This window comes from Vescimonas fastidiosa (assembly GCF_018326305.1).
GTDB classification, from domain to species: Bacteria; Bacillota; Clostridia; order Oscillospirales; family Oscillospiraceae; genus Vescimonas; species Vescimonas fastidiosa.
Map to the genome: position 1 here is coordinate 1,391,185 of NZ_AP023415.1, position 21,586 is coordinate 1,412,770.

Consider the following 21,586-nt stretch of genomic DNA (forward strand, 5'->3'; position numbering starts at 1 on the left):
CTGTGCGCCGAAAAAAGCTCTTGAAAATCACGCTCTACGCTGCGCTGACGATCGGAGCGCTGCTGTGCTGTGTGCAGGATGCAAGCGCGAGGGAGACGCTTCTGATCTCGGGAAACGCCGATCTCTATCCCATCGAGTCCTACGACAGCCACAGCGACTCTTATGTGGGTCTGCTGCCGGAGCTGTACCGCCGCGTGAGCGAGCGCACGGACTACGACCTTGTCTACCTGCCGTACAGCAAAAATACCACGCAGGCGCAGCAGGCGGAGAACCGGCAGGCGGATATCATCTCCGCCTTTCCCGCCGGAACGGTGGACAACGCGTACCTGCGCCGCAGCGAGCTTTTCTGCTCACTGCCCGCGTCCGGCAAGCCGCAGAATATCTGCATCGGCTTTGCCTCCGCGCTGCCCGAGGCGCAGGCGGAGGAGATCGCGCGTGCGCTCGACGGCATCGGCGCGGCGGAGCGCCTCGGCATCCTTGCCGTCAGCGTGAAGGACGGCGGCGCGTCGCTCTATCGCACGCGCTGGCTCGTGACGCTCGCGGCGCTGGGCGTGATGATGCTCGGCGCGGGGGTCGCGCTGGGCGTCCTTGTGCGCAAAAAGCGCGCGGAGCTGAAGGCGAACGCCCTCATCGACCCGCGCTACGGCATCGGCAACGACGGGTATTATCTGAACTGCATGGAAACACTCATCCCCGCCCCGCTCAGAAACATCGTCTATGTCATCTGCATCGGCTGCGATATGCCCTCGCTCGAACGGCGCTTTGGCGAGACGGAGCGCGAGGAGATCTTCTCCCGCGCGGCGGAGTATCTGCGCCTTGGCTGCGGACGCGAGGAATACCTCGCCTGCGTGGGGCGCGGGATGTTCGCGCTCGTGTGTCAGTGCGGCAGCCGCGAGGCGGCACAGCAGCGCGCCGAGGGGCTTATCCGCGGGCTGGACGGCTACCTTGCGGGCTTCCGCGCCGAATATGCCGGCGCGTTCCGCGCGGGCATCTGCTCGCTGTCGGAAAACCCCGACTGCGGCGCCGAAGCTGCGCTCTACAATGCGCGCCAGGGCTGCGCCCTCGCGTTCCGCACGGAAACGCCCTGCGCGTTCAGCACGCGCGGTATGATCGACGAGAGCGAGCAGCTCGAGCGTCTGCGCGGCAGCATGAGCAAGGCGGTGGAAAAGGGCGAATTTGAGCCGTACCTCCAGTTCGTCGTCGATCGCACCGGCACGGTCGTCGGCGCGGAGGCCGTCTCGCGCTGGCAAAACCCGGAGGAGGGACTGCTCAAGCCCTCAAAATACATCGACCTGATGATCCGCGCCGGCACGATCACCGAGCTGGATCTCTATATGCTCCGCTGCGCGTGCGTGCAGCTCCAGACATGGAAGCGGGAGGGGCGCGGGACGCTGTGGCTCTCGTGCAACTTCACGCGCCAGTCCATCGCAGACGAAAAGATCCTCGTGCGCGTGCGCGAGATCGTCGAGCAGTACGACTTTACGCGCGACCGCCTTGTGGTGGAGCTGACGGAGGACTCCTACGCGCACGACCGCGAGGCGGCGCTGCGGACGATCGAGGGGCTGCACGCAATGGGGCTTCGCATCGTGCTGGACGATATCGGCGCGGGCTATTCCTCGCTCTCCGACCTGAGCACCTACCCAATCGACGGCGTGAAGATCGACCGCAGCATCGTGACCGAGTCCGCCTTGCCGCGTGCCCGCGCGCTGCTGGAGGGCATGATCCGTCTTTCGCACGACATGGGCATCCGCGTGCTGTGCGAGGGCGTGGAGGACAAGGCAACGTGCGACGCCGTGCTTGCGGCGGGCTGCGACTTCATTCAGGGCTTTTATTTTTCGCGCGTCCTGCCCGGGCGCGAAGCGGAATCCTTCCTGCGCAGCCTGGCGGCGCGCGACAGGGAGGAAGGATAAAGAAGGAATGAACATGGTCAACAAAAAACGAGTAGGCATGATGATGGCGGTCACGCTCCTGATCGGCGTGCTGCTCTTCTGTTCGGTCTTTTTCCTCGTCCGGCGGGCGAATCGTGAGATCACACAGCGCTCCTTTGACGAATTGACTACCGCGACACGCCAGATCGCAAAGGATTTTGTCGACACGGCGAACGCGGACCAGACCATCCTCTCCGCCATGGCGGAGCTGATCGCGGGGCATGACGAGCGTGACAATGACGCGGTGCTGCGCATCATGAAATCCTTCAGCCTCAGTGAGACCTTTGTCTCCACCGTCGCGCTGCTGCGACCCGACGGCACGCTGCTGCTGACCGACGGCGGCCTTTATCGCATCGGAGGCGACGAGTTTGTCGTCTTTTCAAAGGCAGATGCAGCCGTATGTGAAGCGCGTATGCAGGCGGTATCATCGGCGCTTGCCGCACAGGACTACAGCATTTCCTACGGCATTGCCGCGCAAAGGGTGTCAGCCGGATTGGGAGACCTTGTCCGCGAAGCGGACGAAAATATGCTGAAAGACAAACGGCGCTACTATGCCGAGCACGATCGCAGAAGGCCAAGATAACGCCAAGACGATAAAATGTCCGCATCATTCTCTCCATTTCTGTACCTCCCAAAGCATATCGATATGCCGGTGGGATTTGCGGTTGGTGTTGTTGTAATCGTCCGAGCAGAGCCAGTCGATGAGATAGCATTTGGGGATCATGTACTTCTGCAGCAGCGCCAGCGCCTTCAGCTTCCCCACGCGAATCCATTGGCAGACGGTGCGGCGGTTATAGCCTGTGAAGTCCACAGCGGCGGCCACATCCATCACATCCGGAAGCGCGGCCAGCTTGCTCTCATAGTAGCGCCGGAGCTTCTTCTCGTCTTTAGCGCACGGCGGATGGATGCGGATTTTATAGGGCCGAACCATTTCGCTTCCGTATTTGTACCAGTTCTTCGGCGCTATGTATTTTTTGGGGTTTACCTCACGGTCGTTCATCACACACCCGGTATATTCTCCACCTTGCAAACACAGCGGCAATGCAGATATCCCGCATTGCCGCTGTGATTTGTATTCTTATTTCGGAACAAGCATCAGCCCTTACTGCTTGCAATGGCCTGATCGATGAGCTTCTGCAGCGTCTGCGCCTGCTTTTGTCCGGTTATCGCGCCGACGATCGGCTCGCCTACAATGTTGCCGTTTTTGTCAACCACATATGTGGTCGGATAGGAGTACAGTCCGGAGGTAAATTCTCCGGCCTCGCTTTTCGAGTCAAACCAAATGTTTTTGTAGGATACGCCCTTCTTTGTCAGAATATCCTTGGCCTCGGCGATAGCCGTTTTGTCCCCATCCAGGGTAAAGGAGTTGATGCCGACTACCGCGCCGCCCTTTTCGGCCAGCTGCTTGTTAAGCGCTTCCAGCTCGGCAAGCTCTCCCACGCAGGGGCTGCAGGTGGTGAACCAAAAGTTTACCACGGTAACCGTGTTTTCCCCAAACAGTGTGCTGCTTTTCACCTCGTTTCCCGCAAGGTCCTTGCCGTCGAATGCGGGAAATTTCGTCAGATCGCTCTTCTCGATGGGCTTTCCGTTTTCCGCCGGAACGCTCATGTCCCCATCGGAGGGCTTGTTGCCGCAGCCGGGGAATTTTTGTTCAAGAATCGTCAGCTTTCCCTCGATCTCCCGAATCAGCTCCGCGCCTTCGTTAAGCACCTTCAGCTCGTCCGATTTGAACTGGTCCTTGGCGCCTTCAATCGTTTTGAGCAGGAAATCCCCGTAATTGCCGCCGTCCTCAATCATGGTCATGTTTTTATTGGCAGAGAGAAAGACCTTTTCCCACAGGGCGCTGTTCTGGGACAGAATCGCATTTTCCTGCTCCATCAGCTTTTGATGCAGCTCCGCCGCCTCGTCCGCTGTGGCCGGCTCCGCCGCCAAAAAGGCTGCAATTTCAGCCTTTTTGCCGCCGTCGTCTTTCTTACTATCCTTGCCCGTGCCGCAGGCGGCAAGACTGAGCACCAGCAGCGCCGCGGTCAATAGGGTTAAAATCTTTTTTGCTTTCATGGTGTTTACTCCTTTTCTGTATTGTGTATTTGTTTTTCTGTCTCCGCCTTTTCGCCGGAGGGCTCCCTTTCCTTCCCTTTACCGAAGCCGTAGCAGAAGCTCACCGCCTTGGTGGGGCAGGCCCGGATGCACATGCCGCAGCGTATGCATTCGGTGTGGTCGGGGTTTTTGGTTACATCCACATCCATCTTGCATGCCTTCGCGCACTTTCCGCAGGAAACGCACTTGTGCTTGTCCACCTTCATTCCGAAAAGTGACACTCTGTTCATCAGCGCATAAAAAGCGCCCAGCGGGCACAGCCACTTGCAAAACGGCCTGTAGAAAAGCACACTCAGCACGATCACCGTTATCAGTATCCCGAGCTTCCACGAAAAGAGCACGCCCAGGGCGGAGCGGATTCCCGAATTGACGGCGGCAAGGGGTATCGCCCCCTCCAGCACGCCCTGGGGACAGAGGTACTTACAGAAGAACGGGTCCCCCATGCCCACATCGTTTGCGATAAGCGCCGGAAGCAGGACCACCGCCAAAAGCAAAACGGCGTATTTAATGTAGGTCAGCGGCTTCAGTCTTTTGGTGGATAGCTTCCGGGTCGGGATCTTGTGCAGCAGCTCCTGAAACCATCCGAAGGGGCAGAGGAATCCGCAGATGAACCGCCCCAGCAGAACCCCCAGCAATAGGAGAAATCCTGTAATATAGTAGGAAAAGGCGAATTTCGAAGACCCCACCACCGCCTGAAACGAGCCGATGGGGCAGGCGCCCGACGCGGCCGGGCAGGAATAGCAATTGAGCCCCGGCACGCAAACGACCTTTCCCTTCCCCTGATAAATTCCGCCCTTCAGGAAATTGGGCAGATGCAGGTTGCTCAGCAGTGCCGCTCCCCCCTGCACCCATCCGCGAAAGCGGGAGAGGCCCTGCGAAATGCCCCCTCTTTTTTTACTGTGTTTACCGTTATCCAATTCCCACACACTCCAAACACAGCCGTATTGCCTTGCTCAGCACGGTATCGGCCTCCCCGCGCAGGACTCCGTAGCACAGCATTGCCCCTCCGCAGATAAGAAGCAGGATCTGAAATACGGCTTTTTTTGATCGAAACAACCCGGTCACCCCTTTCTTTTGTAACACCATTGTAGCGCATCGGATATAAAATCCCTGTTAAGAACGAAAACTTAACCAAAATTTTATCTCCATGTGGTATAATGAGACTGCTTATACCATCGACGAACCGAAAAAACACCCCAAGGAGATTTTCTATGCATATTTTAGTGGTTGAAGATGAGCGCGCATTGTGTGAGGCGATCGTTCGCAGTCTCAGGCGTCTTGCTTACAGCGTAGATTTTTGCTATGACGGAGACAAAGCCCTTGCGCTGCTGGGCGTGGAGCGGTACGACCTTGTCTTGCTGGATCTGAATCTGCCGGGGGCGGACGGGATGACGGTGCTGCGGACGCTGCGGCAAAAGGACAGAGATACGAAGGTGCTGATTTTGTCGGCGCGCAGTGCCGTTTCCGACAAGGTAGAGGGTCTGGATGCCGGTGCCAATGATTATTTGGCAAAGCCCTTTCATTTAGAGGAGTTAGCCGCCCGGATACGCAGTCTCACCCGGCGCCGATTTACGCAAAACGATGTGGTCCTCACCTGCGGGCAGGTAGCCTTTGACACCAAATCCCGTACCGCCACAGCCGGCGGGCAGGAGCTATCCCTTACCCGAAAGGAGCTTGGAATACTGGAATACCTGCTCCTGCACCAGGGCTGCCCGGTCAGTCAGGAGGAGCTGCTGGACCATGTGTGGGATAACCGTGTGGACCATTTCAGCAATTCCATCCGGGTGCATATCTCCGCGCTGCGAAAGAAGCTGCGCGCCGCCCTGGGCTTTGACCCGATCCGCAATCGCATCGGAGAGGGCTATGTTATGGAGGAAGAGAAACCGTGAAAAATCTATCCCTGCAGTGGCGCATCACCCTGATGACCGCGCTTCTTATCGGCGCCACCTGTATTTTCATGAATGTCCTGATCGGCTACTCCGGCAGGCATTACATGGATTCCATAGGCTCCCACATTACGGGCTACGAGGAAACGGGCGGAGAAGATCCGGATTTTTTCGACCCCCGGCGGGAAAGGCTTGACCAGGAGCTTACCATCGTCATTCACGGCGCGCAGGAATCCTTTATCGCTACCAACTGGTATATTACGGCGGCAGCGGCACTGCTGGGCGGTGTGCTTGCGTACTTTTTAAGCGGCCATGCCCTGAAGCCTCTGCGCACCTTTGCCGCCCAGGTGGAAAAGGTGCAGCCGAACAATCTGACGGATACAAAGATCCCCGAAGCGGTCCTGCCGGAGTTCCGGCAGTTCAGCCGGTCCTTCAATCAGATGCTTGACCGCCTTGACTCCGGCTTTGCCGCTCAGCGGCAGTTCACCGGAAACGCCGCCCATGAGCTGCGCACGCCGCTTTCCCTGATGCAGGCGCAGCTTGAGCTGTTTTCCGCAGAGCATCCCGAGGTATCCCCGGAAACGGCAGACTTTCTCCGTTTGCTGCGCGAGCAGACCGAGCGCATGACTCAGATGACAAAAACCCTCCTGGAGATGAGCGAGCTTCGGACGGTACCCTGCACCGAGCGCATAGAGATAGGGCCTATGGTAGAGGAGATCTTTACCGATCTGGCCCCCCTTGCCGAGAGGAAGAACATTACCCTCAAGGCCACCGGTGACGGCACCATGACCGGCAGCGACACACTGCTCTACCGCCTGCTCTATAATCTCACCGAAAACGCCATCCGCTACAACCGCCCTGACGGAACGGTGCATATCGCGGTAGCATATGAGGCCAGCTGCCTTCATATCACGGTGACGGATACCGGCTGCGGCATCCCCCAGCCGTACCGGGAGAGCATTTTTCAGCCCTTCTTTCGGGTGGATAAATCCCGCAGTCGGGAAAACGGCGGCGTGGGGCTGGGACTGTCTCTGGCGTGGGAGATTGTGGCCCTCCACGGCGGCGAAATTCGGGTGGCGGAAAGCTCCGAAAAGGGGACGACCATCGCCGTGAGCTTTCCCACGGACGCAAGCGCGGATTAACGGAGGTTATTCCAATAAAGCTTTAGAGGCAAGGCCAAAGGACCTTGCCTCTACTTCGTTAAATTAAAACCCGCCGCTTTTACCGCTCCGGCCGAAATCCCTGCAAAAACATCGGCATCATCAGCGCGCTGTACCGCCCCAAGGCGTACTCCCCGCCGCACAGGCACCAGTCGTACATCATTCCCCGCTCAAACATGGCGTAGGCCTTGGCGATCTCATTGGCCGTCATGTCCGTGCGAAGCTGCCCCCGGCTCTGCCCGTCCCGGATGATCTGGTACAGCAGCTTAAAATAAGTGCGGTTGCGGTCCAGCAGGTGCTTTTCCCCTCTTGTCACCAGCTGCGAGGAAAACAGCCGTGCCAGCAGCTCCAGGGACACGCTGTTGTCGATCATATTGAAAAGCTCCCGGTTCAAAAACACCAGCGTCTCCACTGCGTCAGCCTCCGGGTCGATCCGGGGCCGCAGCTCCTCGTACTTTTCATCAAACAGCACCGACAGCGACCCCAGCAGTGCGTCCTTCCCCTCAAAATAGTGGTAAAAGGAGCCCTTGGAGGTCTCCGACTCAAACACGATGTCCTCCACCGTGGTGTCCTCGTATCCCTGCTCATAAAACAGCCTCCACGCCGCCGCCACGATCCGCGCCTTCGTGTTCCGCCCCGCCTTCTTCGCCATTCCCATTCCTCCTAAACAATCGACCTTCTGTAATCTCTATAAATGTCATTGCCGGGGCGCATAGCGCCGGAAGGGTCGCCGCCCCGCACTTCTTGTACCCTGTCATTGCCAAGCCAGCGCGAACGCTGGCTGTGGCAATCCGCATCCCCTAAATCTCTCCATTTTCCACTTTCAACTTTCCTCTTATTCCTCCTGCCCCTCGTCCGGCTGCTGCACCTCCGTCTCTCTGGCCGCGCCGAAGTCCAGCTGGATCACCGCCTGCCGCACATTCACCGCGCAGCTTACGCCCAAGCCCTTCTTCCCGGCCTGCGCCGCCGCCCGGTCCAGCAGGTCCGCCAGTATCTCCCGGTTCAGCCCGCCGCCCCGCCAGTGAAACACAAAATGCGCCTGCTTCTTTCGCAGGGCCTGGCGCACCCGGTTTTCCACATCCTCGGGCCTCGTCAGGGACACAGAGCGGTAGTAGTACCCCTTTTCGTCCCCGCACGCCGGCACCGGCAGCACCAGCTTCTCGTGGTCCAGGAAAATATGCCGGTCATCCAGATTAAAATAGTCATACCGCTTCACGCCCCGCTGCAGCGAATTGTCAAAGGTGGCGTCTAAATGGTATCGTTTTCCGTCTATTGTGAGTATGTTCCAGGTATGGCGGTATCGTACCCCCCTCTCCGGATTGGCTTCGCTGAGGGCAATGATGCACTCCACCCCCACCGCGTCGCACAGGGCCTTCACCGTTTTGGCAATGCCCTCGCACACGCCGACCCCCTGGGTCATAGGCCCGATGATCTCATGGGAATAGGACTTTTTCAGCTTGTCATAGCGGACATTCTCCAAAATAAAGTCGTGAATGGCCAATTCCTTCTCCAACTGACTTTTCCCCTGCAAGGGCCGCACAAGCCGCTGCATCCGGGCGGAAATGGCCTGCTGATGGGTGCGTATCTTACTCTTTTCAAAGAGATACTCCGGAATAAGCTCCACATGGTCCGCCCCCGGATAGTACCGATAGCTGTACCCCACCACATAAAACAGCAGCGGCGTGTCCAGCTTCAGCCGCAGATATACCTCCGCCAGCCGCTCACTCTCCAGCCGGACCACCCGTATGGAGGGAGCCAGTGCCTCCAGTCCGGTTTTCATCTGCTCATAGGCCGCCTTTTCCGCCCGATCCAGCCCCTTGTAATAGTACCCGTCCATACGCCGTTCCTCTCTTCGTTCTACTCCTCATTGTACCAAAATCCGCCCCCCTGTCAACCCCGCATTTCCCACCCCGCCGCCCAGCCCTGCCCGCACTCCCCTGTAAAAACCATGTCATTGCGAGACCAGTTCGCAAACTGGTCGTGGCAATCCGCTTTCCCGTCCTTAAAAGCACTTTTCGCTGCACGCAAGCCTTTTGTCGGAAAAACCCGGAGGGTTTTTCGACAGTCGAAAGGACTGCCGCTTTCCGCAGCAGTCCCCGTATTCTGTATATTCCTTCACCCTCTCACTCCTCCGGCGGGTGTGCCCCTGTCACCGAGAAAATCACCCACTCGGCGATGTTGGTGGCGTGATCGCCGATGCGCTCGTAATACTTGGCGATCATCAGCAGGTCCAGCACCGACTCCCCGTTCTCCGGGTCCCGGGCGATACACCCGATAAGCCGCCGCTTTACCTGGCTGAAGTATTCGTCTACCTGGTCGTCCCGGGCAATGACCCGCTTGGCCAGATTTGTGTCCTGCTTCACATAGGCGTCCACGCTGTCCGTCACCATGCAGATCACCGCCTGGGCCATCTGCCGCAGCAGGTCGTCATGCTCCGCCGCCCCGTCCAAAAACGACACAATTTCCGCAATATCCTCTGCCTGGTCGCCAATGCGCTCCATGTCCGTTATCATCTTCAGCGCCGCGGAAATTTGCCGCAGATCCCTTGACACCGGCTGCTGCTGTAAGAGCAGCTTCAGGCACAGGGACTCGATGCTCCGCTCCTTTTCGTCGATCTCCGCATCCACCGGTGCTACCTTGGCAGCCAGTGTCTTGTCTCCCTCGGTCAGCGCCCGGAAGGCCAGGGCAATGACCTCCTCGCACAAAGCGCCCATCTCCGTCAGCTCCCGGTTCAGCTGGGCCAGCTGCCGGTCGAATCTGTTTCTCATTAGCCAAACCTCCCGGTGATATAGTCCTCTGTCCGCTTGTCCTGGGGATAAGCGAAGAGCTTTTCTGTCTTTCCCATCTCCACCAGCTCTCCCAGCAGGAAGAAGGCTGTGTTGTCGGAGATACGGGCCGCCTGCTGCATGTTGTGGGTCACCATCACCACGGTGTACTTGCTCTTGAGTTCAATGGCCAGATCCTCGATTTTCGAGGTGGAAATGGGGTCCAGGGCGCTGGTGGCCTCGTCCATCAGCAGCACCTCCGGCTCCACCGCCAAGGCTCGGGCGATGCACAGTCTCTGCTGCTGTCCGCCGGAGAGCCCCAGAGCGCTCTTTTTAAGCCTATCCTTCACCTCATCCCAGATGGCCGCCGACCGCAGAGACCTCTCCACGATCTCGTCCAGCTCCTTCCGTCCCCGGATGCCGTGGGTCCGGGGGCCGTAGGCCACATTGTCGTAAATGCTCATGGGGAATGGGTTGGCCTTTTGAAACACCATGCCGATGCGCCGGCGCAGCACCGTGGGGTCCACGGAAGGCTCATAGATGTTCTCCCCGTGAAAATTCACCTCGCCCTGAATTTTCACCCCCGTTATCAGGTCGTTCATGCGGTTCAGCGTCCGCAAAAAGGTGGACTTGCCGCAGCCCGAGGGCCCAATAAAGGCGGTGATCTCATGGGCCGGGATGTCCAGGGTAATATGATGCAGCGCTTGGTTGGCCCCGTACCACAGGTTCAGGTCCTTTGCCTGCAAAATGGGATCCATTTCGCTCACTCCTTTCCGTTTTTCAGTCTCCGCCCTACCCAGGCGGCAGCCAGGTTGATAATAAGTGTCAGTGCCATCAAAATGGTGGCAATGGAGAAGGCCAGAGCCGTCTCCCCGCCCTCTGTGGCGTATACATACAGCGCCACCGTCAGTGTGGCGGCGGAGGTATGCAGGGAGTCGATGAAGTTCACCAATACCATGCCGAAGCCCGCCGTATACAGCAGCGCTGCGCTCTCACTGACAATGCGCCCCACCGCCAAAATGCACCCGGTCACGATACCGTCCACGGCGTTGGGCAGCACCACGGTGCGTATCATGTGCCATTTGCCTGCGCCCAGGCCCGTGGCCCCCTCCCGGTAGGACTGGGGCACCGCCTTCAGGCTCTCCTGGGTGGTACGCACCACCGTGGGCAGGATCATCACCACCAGGGTCAGGCTCCCTGCCAGCACACCTGCCTGCAGGCCCATCTTCTGCACAAAAAATAGCATGCCCACCAAGCCGAAGATGATGGACGGTATGCCCGTCAGCGTCTCCGTGGCAAACTCGATAACACGCACCAGCCTTGCACTCCCTGCGTATTCCGTCAGATAGATGGCCGCGCCCACGCCGATGGGCAGCACAAGGGCCATAGCCACCAGGATAATATATAAGGTGTTGAGAATGTTGGGCAGGATGCCCACGGTATTTTTAATATAGCTGGTCTGGGTGGTGAGTATCTCCCAGCTCAGCCCCGGAATGCCCCGGTAAAAAATGTACCCGATGAGAAAGAGCAGCAGTCCGCAGGTAAGGGCGGCGCCCAGCCGCACCAGCACCGTCATAGTGCCGTTGTAGACCCTGCGCCGCAGGGAGAGCTTTTCGCCCATATTACGCATCCCCTTTCTTTTTGATGAGTACATTCAAAAGCACATTGATGAGCATGATAAACAGGAACAGCACCAGCCCGATGGAAAACAGGGCCTGGTGATACAGGCTTCCCACCTGGGCATAGCCCATGCCGGACACGATGCCCGTGGTCAAAAACCGCACCGGCGCAAAGATGGACGGCATATTGGACACATTGCCCGACACCATGATAATCGCCATAGCCTCGCCGATGGCCCGTCCCATGCCCAGGACGATGGCCGCCGCCACGCCGCTGCCCGCCGCCGGAAGCGTCACCTTGAAATAGGTCTCCAGCTTCGTGGCCCCCAGGGCCAGGCTGGCCTCCTCATATTCCTTGGGTACCGCCCGCAGAGCGTTCTCCGCCACATTGATGATGCTGGGCAAAATCATAATAGCCAGCACGATCATGGCCGCCAGCAGGCAGGCGCCGGAGCTGAGGGAGAAGGTCCGCTGAATGGCCGGCACCAGCACGATCATGCCCACCAGACCGTAAACCACTGACGGGATGCCCGCCAGCAGCTGCACCGCTGTGCGGATGGCCACAGCCACCTTGGGCGGGGCGATCTTGGCCAGGTATACCGCCGTCAAAAGTCCTACCGGCACGCCCAGCACCACCGCCCCGGCGGTGCCGTATATAGAGGTAAGAATAAAGGGTAGAATGCCGAATTCCGCCCCGGTGGTGGCATTGGTGGGGTCCCAAACCCGGCCAAATAGGAAATCCGCCAGCCCGATCTGCCGAATGGCCGGCAGCCCCGAGAGGATCAGGTAAATGCTGATGAGCAGCACAAACCCCACAGTCAGCGTTCCGCAAAGAAGAAACGCCACCTGAATACCGCCCTCCACGGCCTTGTGCGCCTCTCGGGCGCCCCGCCGCTTCCGCACCGTGCCTCCCACCGTCAAACTCTCAGCCGTCATATCTTATTCTCCTTCCAACTCATAAAAACCATCTTAAAACCTGTCATTGCCAGGGGCGACCCTCGCGGTCGCCCGCCCTACCACACCTCTTGTTACGCTCCGTAGGGGCGGGGTTCTACCCCGCCCGCCCTTGCCAAGTCATCCGCATTTTTGTAGGGGCGGACGCCTCTGTCCGCCCGCCGACATCGCACCGCACCCACGGCAGGGCACGCGGGCCCTGCCCTACAAAATGTGTGGTTGTAGGGCGGGACCCATGTGTCCCGCCGACCACCGTACTACTTGTAACGCCCCCGCCGCCCGGTCTCGCGCCGCACCACTTCCCTAATACACACCGCATACGGGCGGCCACCCAGGCCGCCCGTTGCTCGGTTTATTTCTCACTTAGCTACCGGCACAGCCCCGGCGTTCTTGATGAGGTCCGCCGCCGCGGTAGAGGTGGCGAAGTCGAAGAAGGCCTGTGCGGCGGGAGAGAGGGTCGCGCCGCTCTTGGTCACCAACACGAAGGGACGCTGAATCTGATAGCTGCCGTCCAGCACGGTGGCCTCGGTGCAGGCTACGCCGCCCACGGTCACAGCCTTAACGGTGGTCTTGCCTTCCACAGCGGAGAGGGAGGCATAGCCGATGGCGTTGGGGTTGCCAGCCACGGCCTCGATAACGCCGCCGGTGGAGGTCAGCTCCTGGTCCAGCTTGCAGGCGTCCTTGGTCTTGGTGATGGACTCGAAGCCGTCTCTCGTGCCGCTGCCGGACTCACGGCCAATGCAGGAGATCGTGCCTGCGGTGCCGCCCACCTCACTCCAGTCGGTGATCTCGCCGGTGAAGATCTTGGCGATCTGCTCCACGGAGAGGTCTGTCACGGTGCTGTTTGCGTTGACGATAATGGCGATGCCGTCCAGAGCCACCACAGTGCCCTCCAGACCATTGGCCTTCTCCTCGTCCTTCAGCGCCCGGGAGGAAAGGCCGATGTCGGCGGAGCCGTTGGAGGCGGCCTCGATGCCGGAGCCGGAGCCGGTGGGGTCATAGGTCACGGTCACGCCGGTGTTGTCCAGCATAAACTGTTCCTTCAGTGCGCCGATGACCTTGTCCATGGAGGTGGAGCCGTTGGTGGAGACCTTCCCGGTCAGAGCGGTGTCGCCGCCCTTGTTGTCACTGTCCTTGCTGCCGCAGGCCGCCAAGCTCAGGGCCAGTACCGCAGCCAGTACCAAGCAAATTACTTTTTTCATTTTTGAAAACCTTCTTTCTTTTGTAATGGATATTTGCCTCTTGCTCTGGATTCATAGTAAAACTCCTGTGTTAAGTCCGAAAGAAAGATCGTGTAAAATTTACATCAAATTTTTCAAGCTCCCAAATCCCCCTCCAAAAAGGCCACCCTGCGCAAGGGGAGCTGACGGAGGGGTCGGCCCCAGCACTGCTTGTAGCATCTTCGTAGGGGCGGGATTCTTCCCCGCACCCGCCCGCTTTCCTCTCGAAATAAAAAAGCCCCCGGCAACCGCCGAGGGCCAAAATCCCATATTCCCAATTCTCACACAAACACCGCCTGCACCAGCACCATGTACACCGCCGTACCCACACCGATGGACAGCAGCACATTCCCCTTCCACAGGTGCAGCCCCGTCACCACCGCCAGGGCGATGAGCTCCGGCAGCCCGTGTGGTGCGGCGGCAATGTCCACATTCCGCAGGCAGTACACCACCAAAAGTCCCATCATGGCCGCCGGCAGCGTCCGCCCTAAATACTCCACAATCTTCGGCACCGGCCTGCTGTCCGGAAACAGCACAAAGGGCAAAAAGCGCGTGATCACCGTCCCCAGCGTCACCGCCAGCACAATGCCCAGTGCCTGCACATTCGTCAAAGTCATAGCTTTTTCCTCCCCAGCAGCAATACCACCAGCACCAAAATCATCGCCGGTATCACCAGTTTGTCCGCACCGAACACCGCCAGCGCCGCCACAGTGCATGCCATTCCGATGACACCGCTCCTGCGGTTTTCCGGATTTTTCACCTGCTCGATAAACAGCACCACAAACAGCCCCGTCAGCGCGAAGTCCAGCCCCGTGGTGTCAAATCGGATGAACTTCCCCGCCAGGGCCCCCAGCACCGAGCCGCCCACCCAGTAGATATAGTCCAAAACCGACACCGCCAGGTAAAAGTCCCGGGCCCTCACGCCCTCCGGCGGCTCCACAGAGGATACAATAGAGAAGGTCTCGTCGCTGAGTGTGTAGACCAGCGGCACCTTTGCCCAGCCCATGCCCCGGTATTTTCCCAGCATGGACACCCCGTAAAACAGGTGCCGGGCGTTCACCATCAGGCTCATGAGAAACGCCCCCACCGGGTCAAAGGCGCCCGTCAGCAGTGTGATAGCCACGAACTGCATGCTCCCGCAAAAGGCCACCGCGCTCATGAGAAACGCCCAAATAGCCCCGTACCCCTTAGCCTGCATCAGCACGCCGTAGGCCATCCCCAGCACCAGGTAGCCCGTCAAAACCGGCACCGTGTGAGGGAACGCGGCAGCCAATGTACGCCCCAGGGAGCGTCCCGTCCCGTTCATGGCCTCCACCTCCAAATTCAAAGTTCTTCGCCTATTTTACCCTGCTTTTCCTAAAAACACAATAAGGAACGCACCAATAAATCCCCCCAAAAGCGAAAAAACAAGCGCACATTTCTTGAGAAATGTGCGCCTGCGTTTCGCTATCCATTATTTGTGTTCTTCGTTTCGGTGCTTGAACACCGTCTCCGGGGCATGGATGACCACCCTTGTGTCCTCCTGCACAGACCCGGTGAGGAAGGCGTTGCCGCCCACCACGCTGCCCCGGCCAATGACCGTCTCGCCGCCCAAAATGGACGCGCCGGAGTAGATGGTCACATCGTCCTCCACCGTGGGGTGCCGCTTGCCGGGCCGGGAGTGGTGGCCATCCCGGGGAGAGAGGGCTCCCAGGGTCACGCCCTGATACAGCTTCACTCTGTCGCCTATAACCGTGGTCTCGCCCACCACAATGCCCGTGCCGTGGTCAATAAAGAAGTAGTCGCCGATCTGCGCGCCGGGGTGGATGTCGATGCCCGTGTGGCTGTGGGCGTATTCGGACATCATCCGGGGCAGAATAGGCACCTTCATCTGATACAGCTCATGGGCCACCCGGTATACCAGGATGGCAAACAACCCCGGATAAGAGAACAGTATCTCCTCCCGGGACCCCGCCGCCGGGTCCCCGTCAAAGGTAGCCTCCAGATCCAGCTGCACCTTTTGGGCGATTTTGGGCAGGCGCGTCACCATTTCCGCGGCCAGCTCCTGGGCCTGCAGCTCCTGCTCCTCGGGCAGCGCCAGGGCGATCTGGCTGAAAAGCTGCTTTTCAATGCGCTCTAAGAGCAGCGCCGCGTAGTCCTCCGGAGCCAGGCTCATAAGCGCCGCCTCCCCGTAGTACGCCGGGAAGATCAGCCGCCGGATGTCCTTGATCAGTAGGATCACCGCCTGCCGGTCGGGCAGCCGCAGCTTTTTGCCGTACAGGGGCACGGATGCCGTGGTGTAGGTTTGCGCCATGGCCTTGGCGGCGGCGCAGATATGGTTTTCACTCATCATACATTTTCACTCCCGAAACGAAATCCAAATAAAAACAGAGGGCGCCTCATGCACCCTCTGCCGATTGCTATAACACTGTGCCGCCGAGCTCAAATCTCCGGCACACCCGCAGAGCATACATGACCAAAATGGGCGCAACAACAACAGGCCATACACACGGCCTTGCAGCAGTTACACATCGCAAAGTGGTCCATACTCTGCCTCCTAAATCTATCTAATGCTGTAGTATATGGTAAAACCGGCCCAAATGCAAGAGGCAACCTGCACAAAAAAACAAACCCATCTCTTGGATAGGTATCATCGGTTGACAAGGCTGCCGAAAAAACTCCCAGTTTTTTCGGCAGCCTCCGTCCCTATTCCCTTTTCACTGCACATACTCCGCCGGGTCAATGACCTTCCCGTCCTTGCTCACGGAGAAATGCAGGTGCGGCCCCACATCCGCCTCGGCACTGGCGGTAGACCCCACCAGACCGATGATGTCCCCGGCCTTCACAGTCTTGCCCTGCTCCACCGGCGGCTCCTGCTGGAGGCAGCTGTATTGGGTCTCGTATCCGTCCTCGTGGGTAATGACCACCGTCACGCCCATGAGATCATCGTACCGCACCTCCTTCACCACGCCGTCGGCGGCGGTTTTCACCGCGTCCCCCTCCTCGGCCTTGATGTCGATGCCGCTGTGGGTCCGCCAGTCCGCCATGGTCTCGTCATACAGCAGCTCCGTCATGCTGAACACCGTCACCGTAGTCCCGTCCAGGGGCGAGCAAACCTGGGGCAGCAGCTCCTCCGGCTTCAGGGTCTCCTCCACCGGCTCGGGTGCCTGGGCCCGCTGGATGTCCTCCACCGGCTCCTGCTGCACCACCGGGGTGTCCCGGTCCTCCCGGGCCACCTCCGCCTGCTGCAACAAGGCGAGGTACCCGGCCACGCCCACCACGGCCAGGCATAGCACCAGGGCTATGTAAAAGCCCCGGCCACCGAAAAAGCTCTTGGTCTTGTCGTGATTCATTCGACTCATTGTATTCACCCTTCCTGCGGCCGCTGGGCCGCCTGCCGCAGAGGAACCGGTCTGCGGCCACCGAATTCTTGCATAAAAAATCTCACTGCCTGCAGTATGCACAGACAGTGAGATTTTTATACAATTATAAGAATTTACAACATTTTCAAAATAGCAGCCGAATGAATTTTCTCCCAGCCAAATCACCGAACGATCAGGCTCTTTCCGTCCATCTCCTCCGGGCAGGCCAGTCCCATCACATCCAGGATCGTGGGAGCGATGTCCGCCAGGCGGCCCTGGCGCAGCTCGGTGCCGGCGCCGCAGAGGATGAAGGGCACCCGGTTGGTGGTGTGGGCGGTCATGGGGCTGCCGTCGGGCTGCACCATCTGCTCGGCGTTGCCGTGGTCGGCGGTGATCATGGCGATGCCGCCCATCTCCAGGGTGGCGTCCACCACCTTGCCCACACACTCGTCCACCGTCTCCACCGCCTTGATGGCGGCAGGCAGCACGCCGGTGTGGCCCACCATGTCGCAGTTGGCAAAGTTCAGGATCACCACATCGTATTCCCCGCTCCGGATGCGCTCCACGCACTTGTCGCAGACCTCATAGGCGCTCATCTCCGGCTGCAGGTCGTAGGTGGCCACCTTGGGCGAGGGCACCAGCACCCGGTCCTCCCCGGGATACTGCTTCTCCACACCGCCGTTGAAGAAGAAGGTCACATGGGCGTACTTCTCCGTCTCGGCGATACGCAGCTGGGTCATGCCCATGGAGCTGAGATATTCACCCAGTCCGTTCTTCACAGGGATCCGGGGCCAGGCCACCAGCACATTGGGCATGGAGGCGTCGTACTCGGTGTTGCAGACATAGGTAGTGGGGAAGAACTCCCGGGGAAAGCCGTCAAACTCCGGGTCCACTATGGCCCGGGTGATCTCCCGGGCCCGGTCGGGCCGATAGTTGAAGAAGATGATGCTGTCGTTGTTGGAAATGGTGCCCTGGCTGTCGCAGACCACCGGCTCCATGAACTCATCCGTCACGCCGCTTTCATAGCTCTTTGCCACGGCGTCCACCGGGTCTTCGTTCTGCACGCCCTCGCCGTATACCATGGCGTCGTAGGCCATCTGCAGGCGCTCCCAGCGCTTGTCCCGGTCCATGGCATAGTACCGGCCCATGACGGTGGCGATCTTACCTACGCCGATCTCCGTACACTTTTTCCGGCACTGGGCCACAAAATCCTTGCCGCTGGTGGGGGACACATCCCGCCCGTCCAAAAAGGCGTGGATGTAGACCTTCTCCAGCCCCTTGTCCTTGGCCATTTTCAGCAGAGCCCACAGGTGCTCCACGGTGGAGTGTACGCCGCCGTCGGAGAGCAGGCCGTACAGATGCAGACTGGTGCCCTTTTCCAGGCAGTCGTCCATGGCCTTGTTGTAGGCGGGATTTTTGAAAAACTCGCCGCTTTCGATAGCCCGGCTGATCCGGGGCAGGTCCTGAAAGACCACCCGGCCTCCGCCGATGTTGGTGTGGCCCACCTCGCTGTTTCCCATCTGCCCGGCGGGCAGACCCACATCCAGTCCGGAGGCGGAGAGGGTGGTGTGGGCATTGTCGGCAAAGAGGCGATCCAGCACCGGGGTGTTGGCCAAATAAACAGCGTTCCCGGGGCCGGGGGTGCCCATGCCGAAGCCATCCATAATAATCAGTACAGTGGGTGTTTTATTCATAACGATTTCCTCGCTTTTCCGGCTGCTCAGCCTTGGTTGGCCGCATTGATGATCTCGATAAACTGCTCCGCTTCCAGGGACGCGCCGCCGATGAGGCCGCCGTCGATATCCAGCTCCGCCAGCAGCTCCCGGGCGTTGGACGGTTTCATGGAGCCGCCGTACTGCACGGTCACGGACCGGGCGATGCGGGCGCCGTACAGGTGGCGGATGGTGGCGCGGATAAAGGTGCAGACCTCGGCGGCCTGCTGGGCGGTGGCGGTCTTGCCGGTGCCGATGGCCCACACGGGCTCATAGGCAATGACGCACCTGCGTGCCTTCTCGGCGGGTACGCCTGCCAGAGCGGACTTCACCTGCAGGGCGATGAGCTCCATAGTCACCCCCAGCTCCCGCTGGTCCAGGGTCTCGCCCACGCAGATAATGGGGTGCAGGTCAGCCTCCAGGGCAGCGATGACCTTTTTGTTCACGGAAAAGTCTGTTTCGCCGAACATCTGCCGCCGCTCGGAGTGGCCGACGATAACATATTTTACGCCCAGATCCTTCAGCATATCCGCCGATACTTCGCCGGTATAGGCGCCGCTTTTTTCATAAAAAACATTCTGTGCGCCCACGGAGACCCGAAGATCCTTGAAGGCCTTCAAGGCGGCGGGGATATTTACGGCCGGAACGCACACCACGATGTCGCACCATTTGGTGCGGGGGAGCAGGCGTTTAAGCTCCTCGGCGAATTTCTTCGTTTCGGAGGCGGTTTTATTCATCTTCCAGTTGCCGGCGATGATGGTTTTGCGGTATCTGCGATTCATAGCTTTTTCATTTAACTCCTACTTTTTTATATTGATCTCCCCAAAAACAGGGAAATGGTTCGCCCTCGGCGCGGCTGTCCATTACTTATCCAGCAGGCACGCGACGCCGGGCAGCTCCTTGCCCTCCAAAAACTCCAGAGAGGCGCCGCCGCCGGTTGAAATATGGGTCATCTTGTCGGCATAGCCCAGCTGCTCCACGGCAGCCGCGCTGTCGCCGCCGCCGATGATGGTGATGGCGTCGGTTTTGCTCAGGGCCTCGGCAATAGCCTTGGTGCCTGCGGCGAATTTCTCAAACTCGAATACGCCCATGGGGCCGTTCCAGATGACGGTACCCGCGTCCGACACAGCCCGGGTATAGAGCTTCACGGTCTCCGGGCCGATGTCCAGGCCCTGCCACCCGTCGGGAATCTCTCCGGCAGGGACCACCCGGGTGTCGGCATCCGGGGCGAAGCGGTCGGCGATAACGGTGTCCACGGGCAGCAGCAGCTTCACACCCTTGTCCGCAGCCTTTTTTATCATGTCCCGGGCGTACTCCGTCCAGTCGCTTTCCAGAAGGGAGTCGCCGATCCTTCCGCCCTGGGCGGCGGAGAAGGTATAGGCCATGCCGCCGCCGATGATGACGGTGTCGGCGATCTCCAGAAGGTTATTGATAACGCCGATCTTGGAGGAGACCTTGCTGCCGCCTAAGATAGCCACCAGGGGACGCTTGGGGCTTGCCAATGCGCCGCCGATGATGCGCAGCTCCTTTTCAATAAGGAACCCGGATACGGCCGGCAGGTACTTGGCAACGCCTGCGGTGGAGGCGTGGGCCCGGTGAACGGCGCCGAAGGCGTCGGACACATAAATCTCCGCCAGGGAAGCCAGCTTTTCGGCAAAGCCAGGGTCGTTTTTCGTTTCGCCCTTTTCAAAGCGGGTGTTCTCCAGCAGCAGCACCTGGCCGGGCTGCAGGGCGGCAGCCTTGGCGGTAGCGTCCTCCCCCACCACATCGTGGGCGAAGAGCACCTCCTGTCCCAAAAGCTGGGACAGCCGCTCCGCCACCGGGGCCAGGGTCAGCTTTTGCAGGGATTTTTCCCATTTCTCCCGGGTAAGAGAGGCGGGGTCCTTGCCCTTCTCGCTCTGCTTTTTCACCCATTTATCAAAGTCGGGCTCGGGCTTACCCAGGTGGGAGCAGGCGATAACGGCAGCGCCGTGGTCCAGCAGGTAGCGAATGGTGGGCAGGGCCGCCACAATACGCTTGTCGCTGGTGATGGTGCCGGTCTCCTTATCCTGGGGCACATTGAAATCACAGCGCAGAAGGACTTTTTTGCCGGAAACATTCACATCGGCAACGGTCTTTTTGTTGTAATTCATATAATAATCTCCTTGATGGATTGTGATAACGGGGTGAGTGGTGCGGGGAAACAGGGGCGTCCGCCCCTACGGTATGGTTTCATGAGGGTGCGTAGGGGCGTAGCTCTCCCCCCTCGCAACAACAGGTTACTTACTATTTATATTATTTTATATTATTTTTCATTTCGCCCGTGCCCAGCAGGCCCGGGAAATGGTTTTGCCGGAGGGCCTCGTAGGTCAGAATGGCCACAGAGTTGCTGAGATTCAGGCTGCGGGCCTCCTCCCGCATGGGCAGGCGGATGCAGCGGTCATAGTGCTCCCGGCGAAAGGACTCCGGCAGCCCCGCCGTTTCCTTGCCGAAAAACAGCCAGCAGTCCGGGGAGAATTGGGCCCGGGTATAGTCCCGGGGTGCCTTGGTGGTGGCAAGCCACAGGTCGTCCTTTGCCTCCGGGTGGAGGGCAAACAGCGCCTCCAGGTTTTCATAGTCGCACACCCGGACCAGATGCCAGTAGTCCAGACCCGCCCGGCGCACGGCGCGCTCGGATATATCGAAGCCCAGGGGGCGGACCAGGTGCAGCCGGCTGCCGGTGGCGGCGCAGGTGCGGGCGATATTGCCGCAGTTTTGAGGGATCTCCGGCTCGACGAGGACGATGTTCAGCATGGGACGGCTCCTTTTTGTGCCAAATGCAGGGGCATATTTTTGCATTTTACAGATACTCTGCCTATTGTAATGCAAAGGAAATGGAAATTCAACCGCAAAATGGGATTTTTTGCGAATTATTTCTTTGAATCC

The 21,586-nt window shown here is 59.3% G+C and carries 23 protein-coding genes; 4 read left to right on the plus strand and 19 right to left on the minus strand.

The features are described from left to right. Positions 1 to 2: 2 nt before the first annotated feature. Together KI236_RS06635 and KI236_RS06640 are read left to right on the plus strand one after the other, a co-directional pair. Complete coding sequence (locus KI236_RS06635; protein ID WP_212820397.1) at positions 3 to 1,910, plus strand: EAL domain-containing protein; 1,908 nt, start codon at positions 3 to 5, stop codon at positions 1,908 to 1,910. Positions 1,911 to 1,917: 7 nt separating this feature from the next. Then, complete coding sequence (locus tag KI236_RS06640) at positions 1,918 to 2,511, plus strand: nucleotidyl cyclase domain-containing protein (protein WP_212820399.1); 594 nt, start codon at positions 1,918 to 1,920, stop codon at positions 2,509 to 2,511. A gap of 24 nt (positions 2,512 to 2,535) precedes the next feature. On the opposite strand, the gene KI236_RS06645 is transcribed toward KI236_RS06640, so the two are convergent. The 4 genes from KI236_RS06645 to KI236_RS12390 form a co-directional block, all read right to left on the minus strand. Beyond that, positions 2,536 to 2,931, minus strand: coding sequence for a hypothetical protein (locus tag KI236_RS06645; protein ID WP_212820401.1), 396 nt, complete (start codon positions 2,929 to 2,931; stop codon positions 2,536 to 2,538). 92 nt (positions 2,932 to 3,023) lie between these two features. Further along, positions 3,024 to 3,986: a TlpA family protein disulfide reductase gene (locus tag KI236_RS06650; RefSeq protein WP_212820403.1), complete on the minus strand. Its 963-nt coding sequence runs from the start codon at positions 3,984 to 3,986 to the stop codon at positions 3,024 to 3,026. Between the two features lie 5 nt (positions 3,987 to 3,991). Continuing rightward, complete coding sequence (locus KI236_RS06655; RefSeq protein WP_212820405.1) at positions 3,992 to 4,942, minus strand: 4Fe-4S binding protein; 951 nt, start codon at positions 4,940 to 4,942, stop codon at positions 3,992 to 3,994. Next, positions 4,935 to 5,048 carry a CD1871A family CXXC motif-containing protein gene (locus KI236_RS12390; protein WP_456243478.1) on the minus strand — a complete coding sequence of 38 codons (114 nt, stop codon included), beginning with the start codon at positions 5,046 to 5,048 and terminating at the stop codon, positions 4,935 to 4,937. The genes KI236_RS06655 and KI236_RS12390 overlap by 8 nt, the downstream gene beginning before the upstream one ends. 188 nt (positions 5,049 to 5,236) lie before the next feature. Between KI236_RS12390 and KI236_RS06660 the strand changes: the two genes are divergently transcribed. Both KI236_RS06660 and KI236_RS06665 read left to right on the plus strand, forming a co-directional pair. Continuing rightward, entirely contained in the window at positions 5,237 to 5,914 is a 678-nt protein-coding gene (locus KI236_RS06660; RefSeq protein ID WP_212820407.1) for a response regulator transcription factor, read from the plus strand. Further along, positions 5,911 to 7,053 carry a sensor histidine kinase gene (locus tag KI236_RS06665; protein ID WP_212820409.1) on the plus strand — a complete coding sequence of 381 codons (1,143 nt, stop codon included), beginning with the start codon at positions 5,911 to 5,913 and terminating at the stop codon, positions 7,051 to 7,053. Before KI236_RS06660 ends, KI236_RS06665 begins: the two co-directional genes overlap by 4 nt. Before the next feature lie 79 nt (positions 7,054 to 7,132). On the opposite strand, the gene KI236_RS06670 is transcribed toward KI236_RS06665, so the two are convergent. From KI236_RS06670 to KI236_RS06740, 15 genes are all read right to left on the minus strand, one after another. Continuing rightward, positions 7,133 to 7,723, minus strand: coding sequence for a TetR/AcrR family transcriptional regulator (locus KI236_RS06670; RefSeq protein ID WP_212820411.1), 591 nt, complete (start codon positions 7,721 to 7,723; stop codon positions 7,133 to 7,135). A gap of 183 nt (positions 7,724 to 7,906) precedes the next feature. Beyond that, the gene (locus KI236_RS06675) at positions 7,907 to 8,908 is read right to left on the minus strand and encodes a transglutaminase domain-containing protein (protein WP_212820413.1); all 1,002 of its coding nucleotides are present in this window, start codon (positions 8,906 to 8,908) and stop codon (positions 7,907 to 7,909) included. 286 nt (positions 8,909 to 9,194) lie between these two features. After that, positions 9,195 to 9,839 (minus strand): phosphate signaling complex protein PhoU, encoded by a 645-nt coding sequence (gene phoU / locus KI236_RS06680; protein WP_212820415.1) that lies wholly within the window; start codon positions 9,837 to 9,839, stop codon positions 9,195 to 9,197. Further along, complete coding sequence (pstB, locus tag KI236_RS06685) at positions 9,839 to 10,594, minus strand: phosphate ABC transporter ATP-binding protein PstB (RefSeq protein WP_212820417.1); 756 nt, start codon at positions 10,592 to 10,594, stop codon at positions 9,839 to 9,841. The genes phoU and pstB overlap by 1 nt, the downstream gene beginning before the upstream one ends. A 5-nt stretch (positions 10,595 to 10,599) precedes the next feature. After that, positions 10,600 to 11,457, minus strand: a complete 858-nt coding sequence (pstA, locus tag KI236_RS06690) for a phosphate ABC transporter permease PstA (protein ID WP_212820419.1) — start codon at positions 11,455 to 11,457, stop codon at positions 10,600 to 10,602. A 1-nt stretch (position 11,458) separates the two neighbouring features. Then, positions 11,459 to 12,391, minus strand: a complete 933-nt coding sequence (gene pstC / locus KI236_RS06695) for a phosphate ABC transporter permease subunit PstC (protein WP_212820421.1) — start codon at positions 12,389 to 12,391, stop codon at positions 11,459 to 11,461. A gap of 377 nt (positions 12,392 to 12,768) precedes the next feature. Beyond that, on the minus strand, positions 12,769 to 13,611 hold the full coding sequence (locus KI236_RS06700; RefSeq protein WP_212820423.1) for a phosphate ABC transporter substrate-binding protein: 843 nt from the start codon (positions 13,609 to 13,611) through the stop codon (positions 12,769 to 12,771). Positions 13,612 to 13,910: 299 nt separating this feature from the next. Then, positions 13,911 to 14,246 carry a branched-chain amino acid transporter permease gene (locus tag KI236_RS06705; RefSeq protein ID WP_212820425.1) on the minus strand — a complete coding sequence of 112 codons (336 nt, stop codon included), beginning with the start codon at positions 14,244 to 14,246 and terminating at the stop codon, positions 13,911 to 13,913. Further along, positions 14,243 to 14,935: an AzlC family ABC transporter permease gene (locus KI236_RS06710; protein WP_212820427.1), complete on the minus strand. Its 693-nt coding sequence runs from the start codon at positions 14,933 to 14,935 to the stop codon at positions 14,243 to 14,245. The genes KI236_RS06705 and KI236_RS06710 overlap by 4 nt, the downstream gene beginning before the upstream one ends. A gap of 147 nt (positions 14,936 to 15,082) precedes the next feature. Further along, a complete protein-coding gene (gene epsC, locus KI236_RS06715; RefSeq protein WP_212820428.1) occupies positions 15,083 to 15,961 on the minus strand; it encodes a serine O-acetyltransferase EpsC in 879 nt (292 codons plus the stop codon). A 364-nt stretch (positions 15,962 to 16,325) separates the two neighbouring features. Further along, positions 16,326 to 16,970: a M23 family metallopeptidase gene (locus KI236_RS06720; RefSeq protein WP_212820430.1), complete on the minus strand. Its 645-nt coding sequence runs from the start codon at positions 16,968 to 16,970 to the stop codon at positions 16,326 to 16,328. Positions 16,971 to 17,152: 182 nt separating this feature from the next. Beyond that, positions 17,153 to 18,664: a 2,3-bisphosphoglycerate-independent phosphoglycerate mutase gene (gene gpmI / locus KI236_RS06725; RefSeq protein ID WP_212820432.1), complete on the minus strand. Its 1,512-nt coding sequence runs from the start codon at positions 18,662 to 18,664 to the stop codon at positions 17,153 to 17,155. Positions 18,665 to 18,690: 26 nt separating this feature from the next. Further along, positions 18,691 to 19,464, minus strand: coding sequence for a triose-phosphate isomerase (gene tpiA, locus KI236_RS06730; protein WP_212820434.1), 774 nt, complete (start codon positions 19,462 to 19,464; stop codon positions 18,691 to 18,693). 81 nt (positions 19,465 to 19,545) lie between these two features. After that, positions 19,546 to 20,814 carry a phosphoglycerate kinase gene (locus tag KI236_RS06735; RefSeq protein ID WP_212820436.1) on the minus strand — a complete coding sequence of 423 codons (1,269 nt, stop codon included), beginning with the start codon at positions 20,812 to 20,814 and terminating at the stop codon, positions 19,546 to 19,548. A 142-nt stretch (positions 20,815 to 20,956) separates the two neighbouring features. Further along, positions 20,957 to 21,454 carry a tRNA (cytidine(34)-2'-O)-methyltransferase gene (locus tag KI236_RS06740; protein WP_212820437.1) on the minus strand — a complete coding sequence of 166 codons (498 nt, stop codon included), beginning with the start codon at positions 21,452 to 21,454 and terminating at the stop codon, positions 20,957 to 20,959. Positions 21,455 to 21,586 lie beyond the last annotated feature (132 nt).

Excerpts from the sequence above, each read along its gene's own strand:
- gpmI (WP_212820432.1), bottom strand. The coding sequence starts at position 18,664 with ATGAATAAAACACCCACTGTACTGATTATTATGGATGGCTTCGGCATG.
- KI236_RS06660 (WP_212820407.1), top strand. The coding sequence starts at position 5,237 with ATGCATATTTTAGTGGTTGAAGATGAGCGCGCATTGTGTGAGGCGATC.
- pstA (WP_212820419.1), bottom strand. The coding sequence starts at position 11,457 with ATGGGCGAAAAGCTCTCCCTGCGGCGCAGGGTCTACAACGGCACTATG.
- KI236_RS06650 (WP_212820403.1), bottom strand. The coding sequence starts at position 3,986 with ATGAAAGCAAAAAAGATTTTAACCCTATTGACCGCGGCGCTGCTGGTG.
- KI236_RS06705 (WP_212820425.1), bottom strand. The coding sequence starts at position 14,246 with ATGACTTTGACGAATGTGCAGGCACTGGGCATTGTGCTGGCGGTGACG.
- KI236_RS06675 (WP_212820413.1), bottom strand. The coding sequence starts at position 8,908 with ATGGACGGGTACTATTACAAGGGGCTGGATCGGGCGGAAAAGGCGGCC.
- pstC (WP_212820421.1), bottom strand. The coding sequence starts at position 12,391 with ATGACGGCTGAGAGTTTGACGGTGGGAGGCACGGTGCGGAAGCGGCGG.
- KI236_RS06670 (WP_212820411.1), bottom strand. The coding sequence starts at position 7,723 with ATGGCGAAGAAGGCGGGGCGGAACACGAAGGCGCGGATCGTGGCGGCG.
- KI236_RS06720 (WP_212820430.1), bottom strand. The coding sequence starts at position 16,970 with ATGAGTCGAATGAATCACGACAAGACCAAGAGCTTTTTCGGTGGCCGG.
- phoU (WP_212820415.1), bottom strand. The coding sequence starts at position 9,839 with ATGAGAAACAGATTCGACCGGCAGCTGGCCCAGCTGAACCGGGAGCTG.
- KI236_RS06700 (WP_212820423.1), bottom strand. The coding sequence starts at position 13,611 with ATGAAAAAAGTAATTTGCTTGGTACTGGCTGCGGTACTGGCCCTGAGC.
- pstB (WP_212820417.1), bottom strand. The coding sequence starts at position 10,594 with ATGGATCCCATTTTGCAGGCAAAGGACCTGAACCTGTGGTACGGGGCC.
- KI236_RS06740 (WP_212820437.1), bottom strand. The coding sequence starts at position 21,454 with ATGCTGAACATCGTCCTCGTCGAGCCGGAGATCCCTCAAAACTGCGGC.
- KI236_RS06710 (WP_212820427.1), bottom strand. The coding sequence starts at position 14,935 with ATGAACGGGACGGGACGCTCCCTGGGGCGTACATTGGCTGCCGCGTTC.
- KI236_RS06735 (WP_212820436.1), bottom strand. The coding sequence starts at position 20,814 with ATGAATTACAACAAAAAGACCGTTGCCGATGTGAATGTTTCCGGCAAA.
- KI236_RS06640 (WP_212820399.1), top strand. The coding sequence starts at position 1,918 with ATGAACATGGTCAACAAAAAACGAGTAGGCATGATGATGGCGGTCACG.
- epsC (WP_212820428.1), bottom strand. The coding sequence starts at position 15,961 with ATGATGAGTGAAAACCATATCTGCGCCGCCGCCAAGGCCATGGCGCAA.
- tpiA (WP_212820434.1), bottom strand. The coding sequence starts at position 19,464 with ATGAATCGCAGATACCGCAAAACCATCATCGCCGGCAACTGGAAGATG.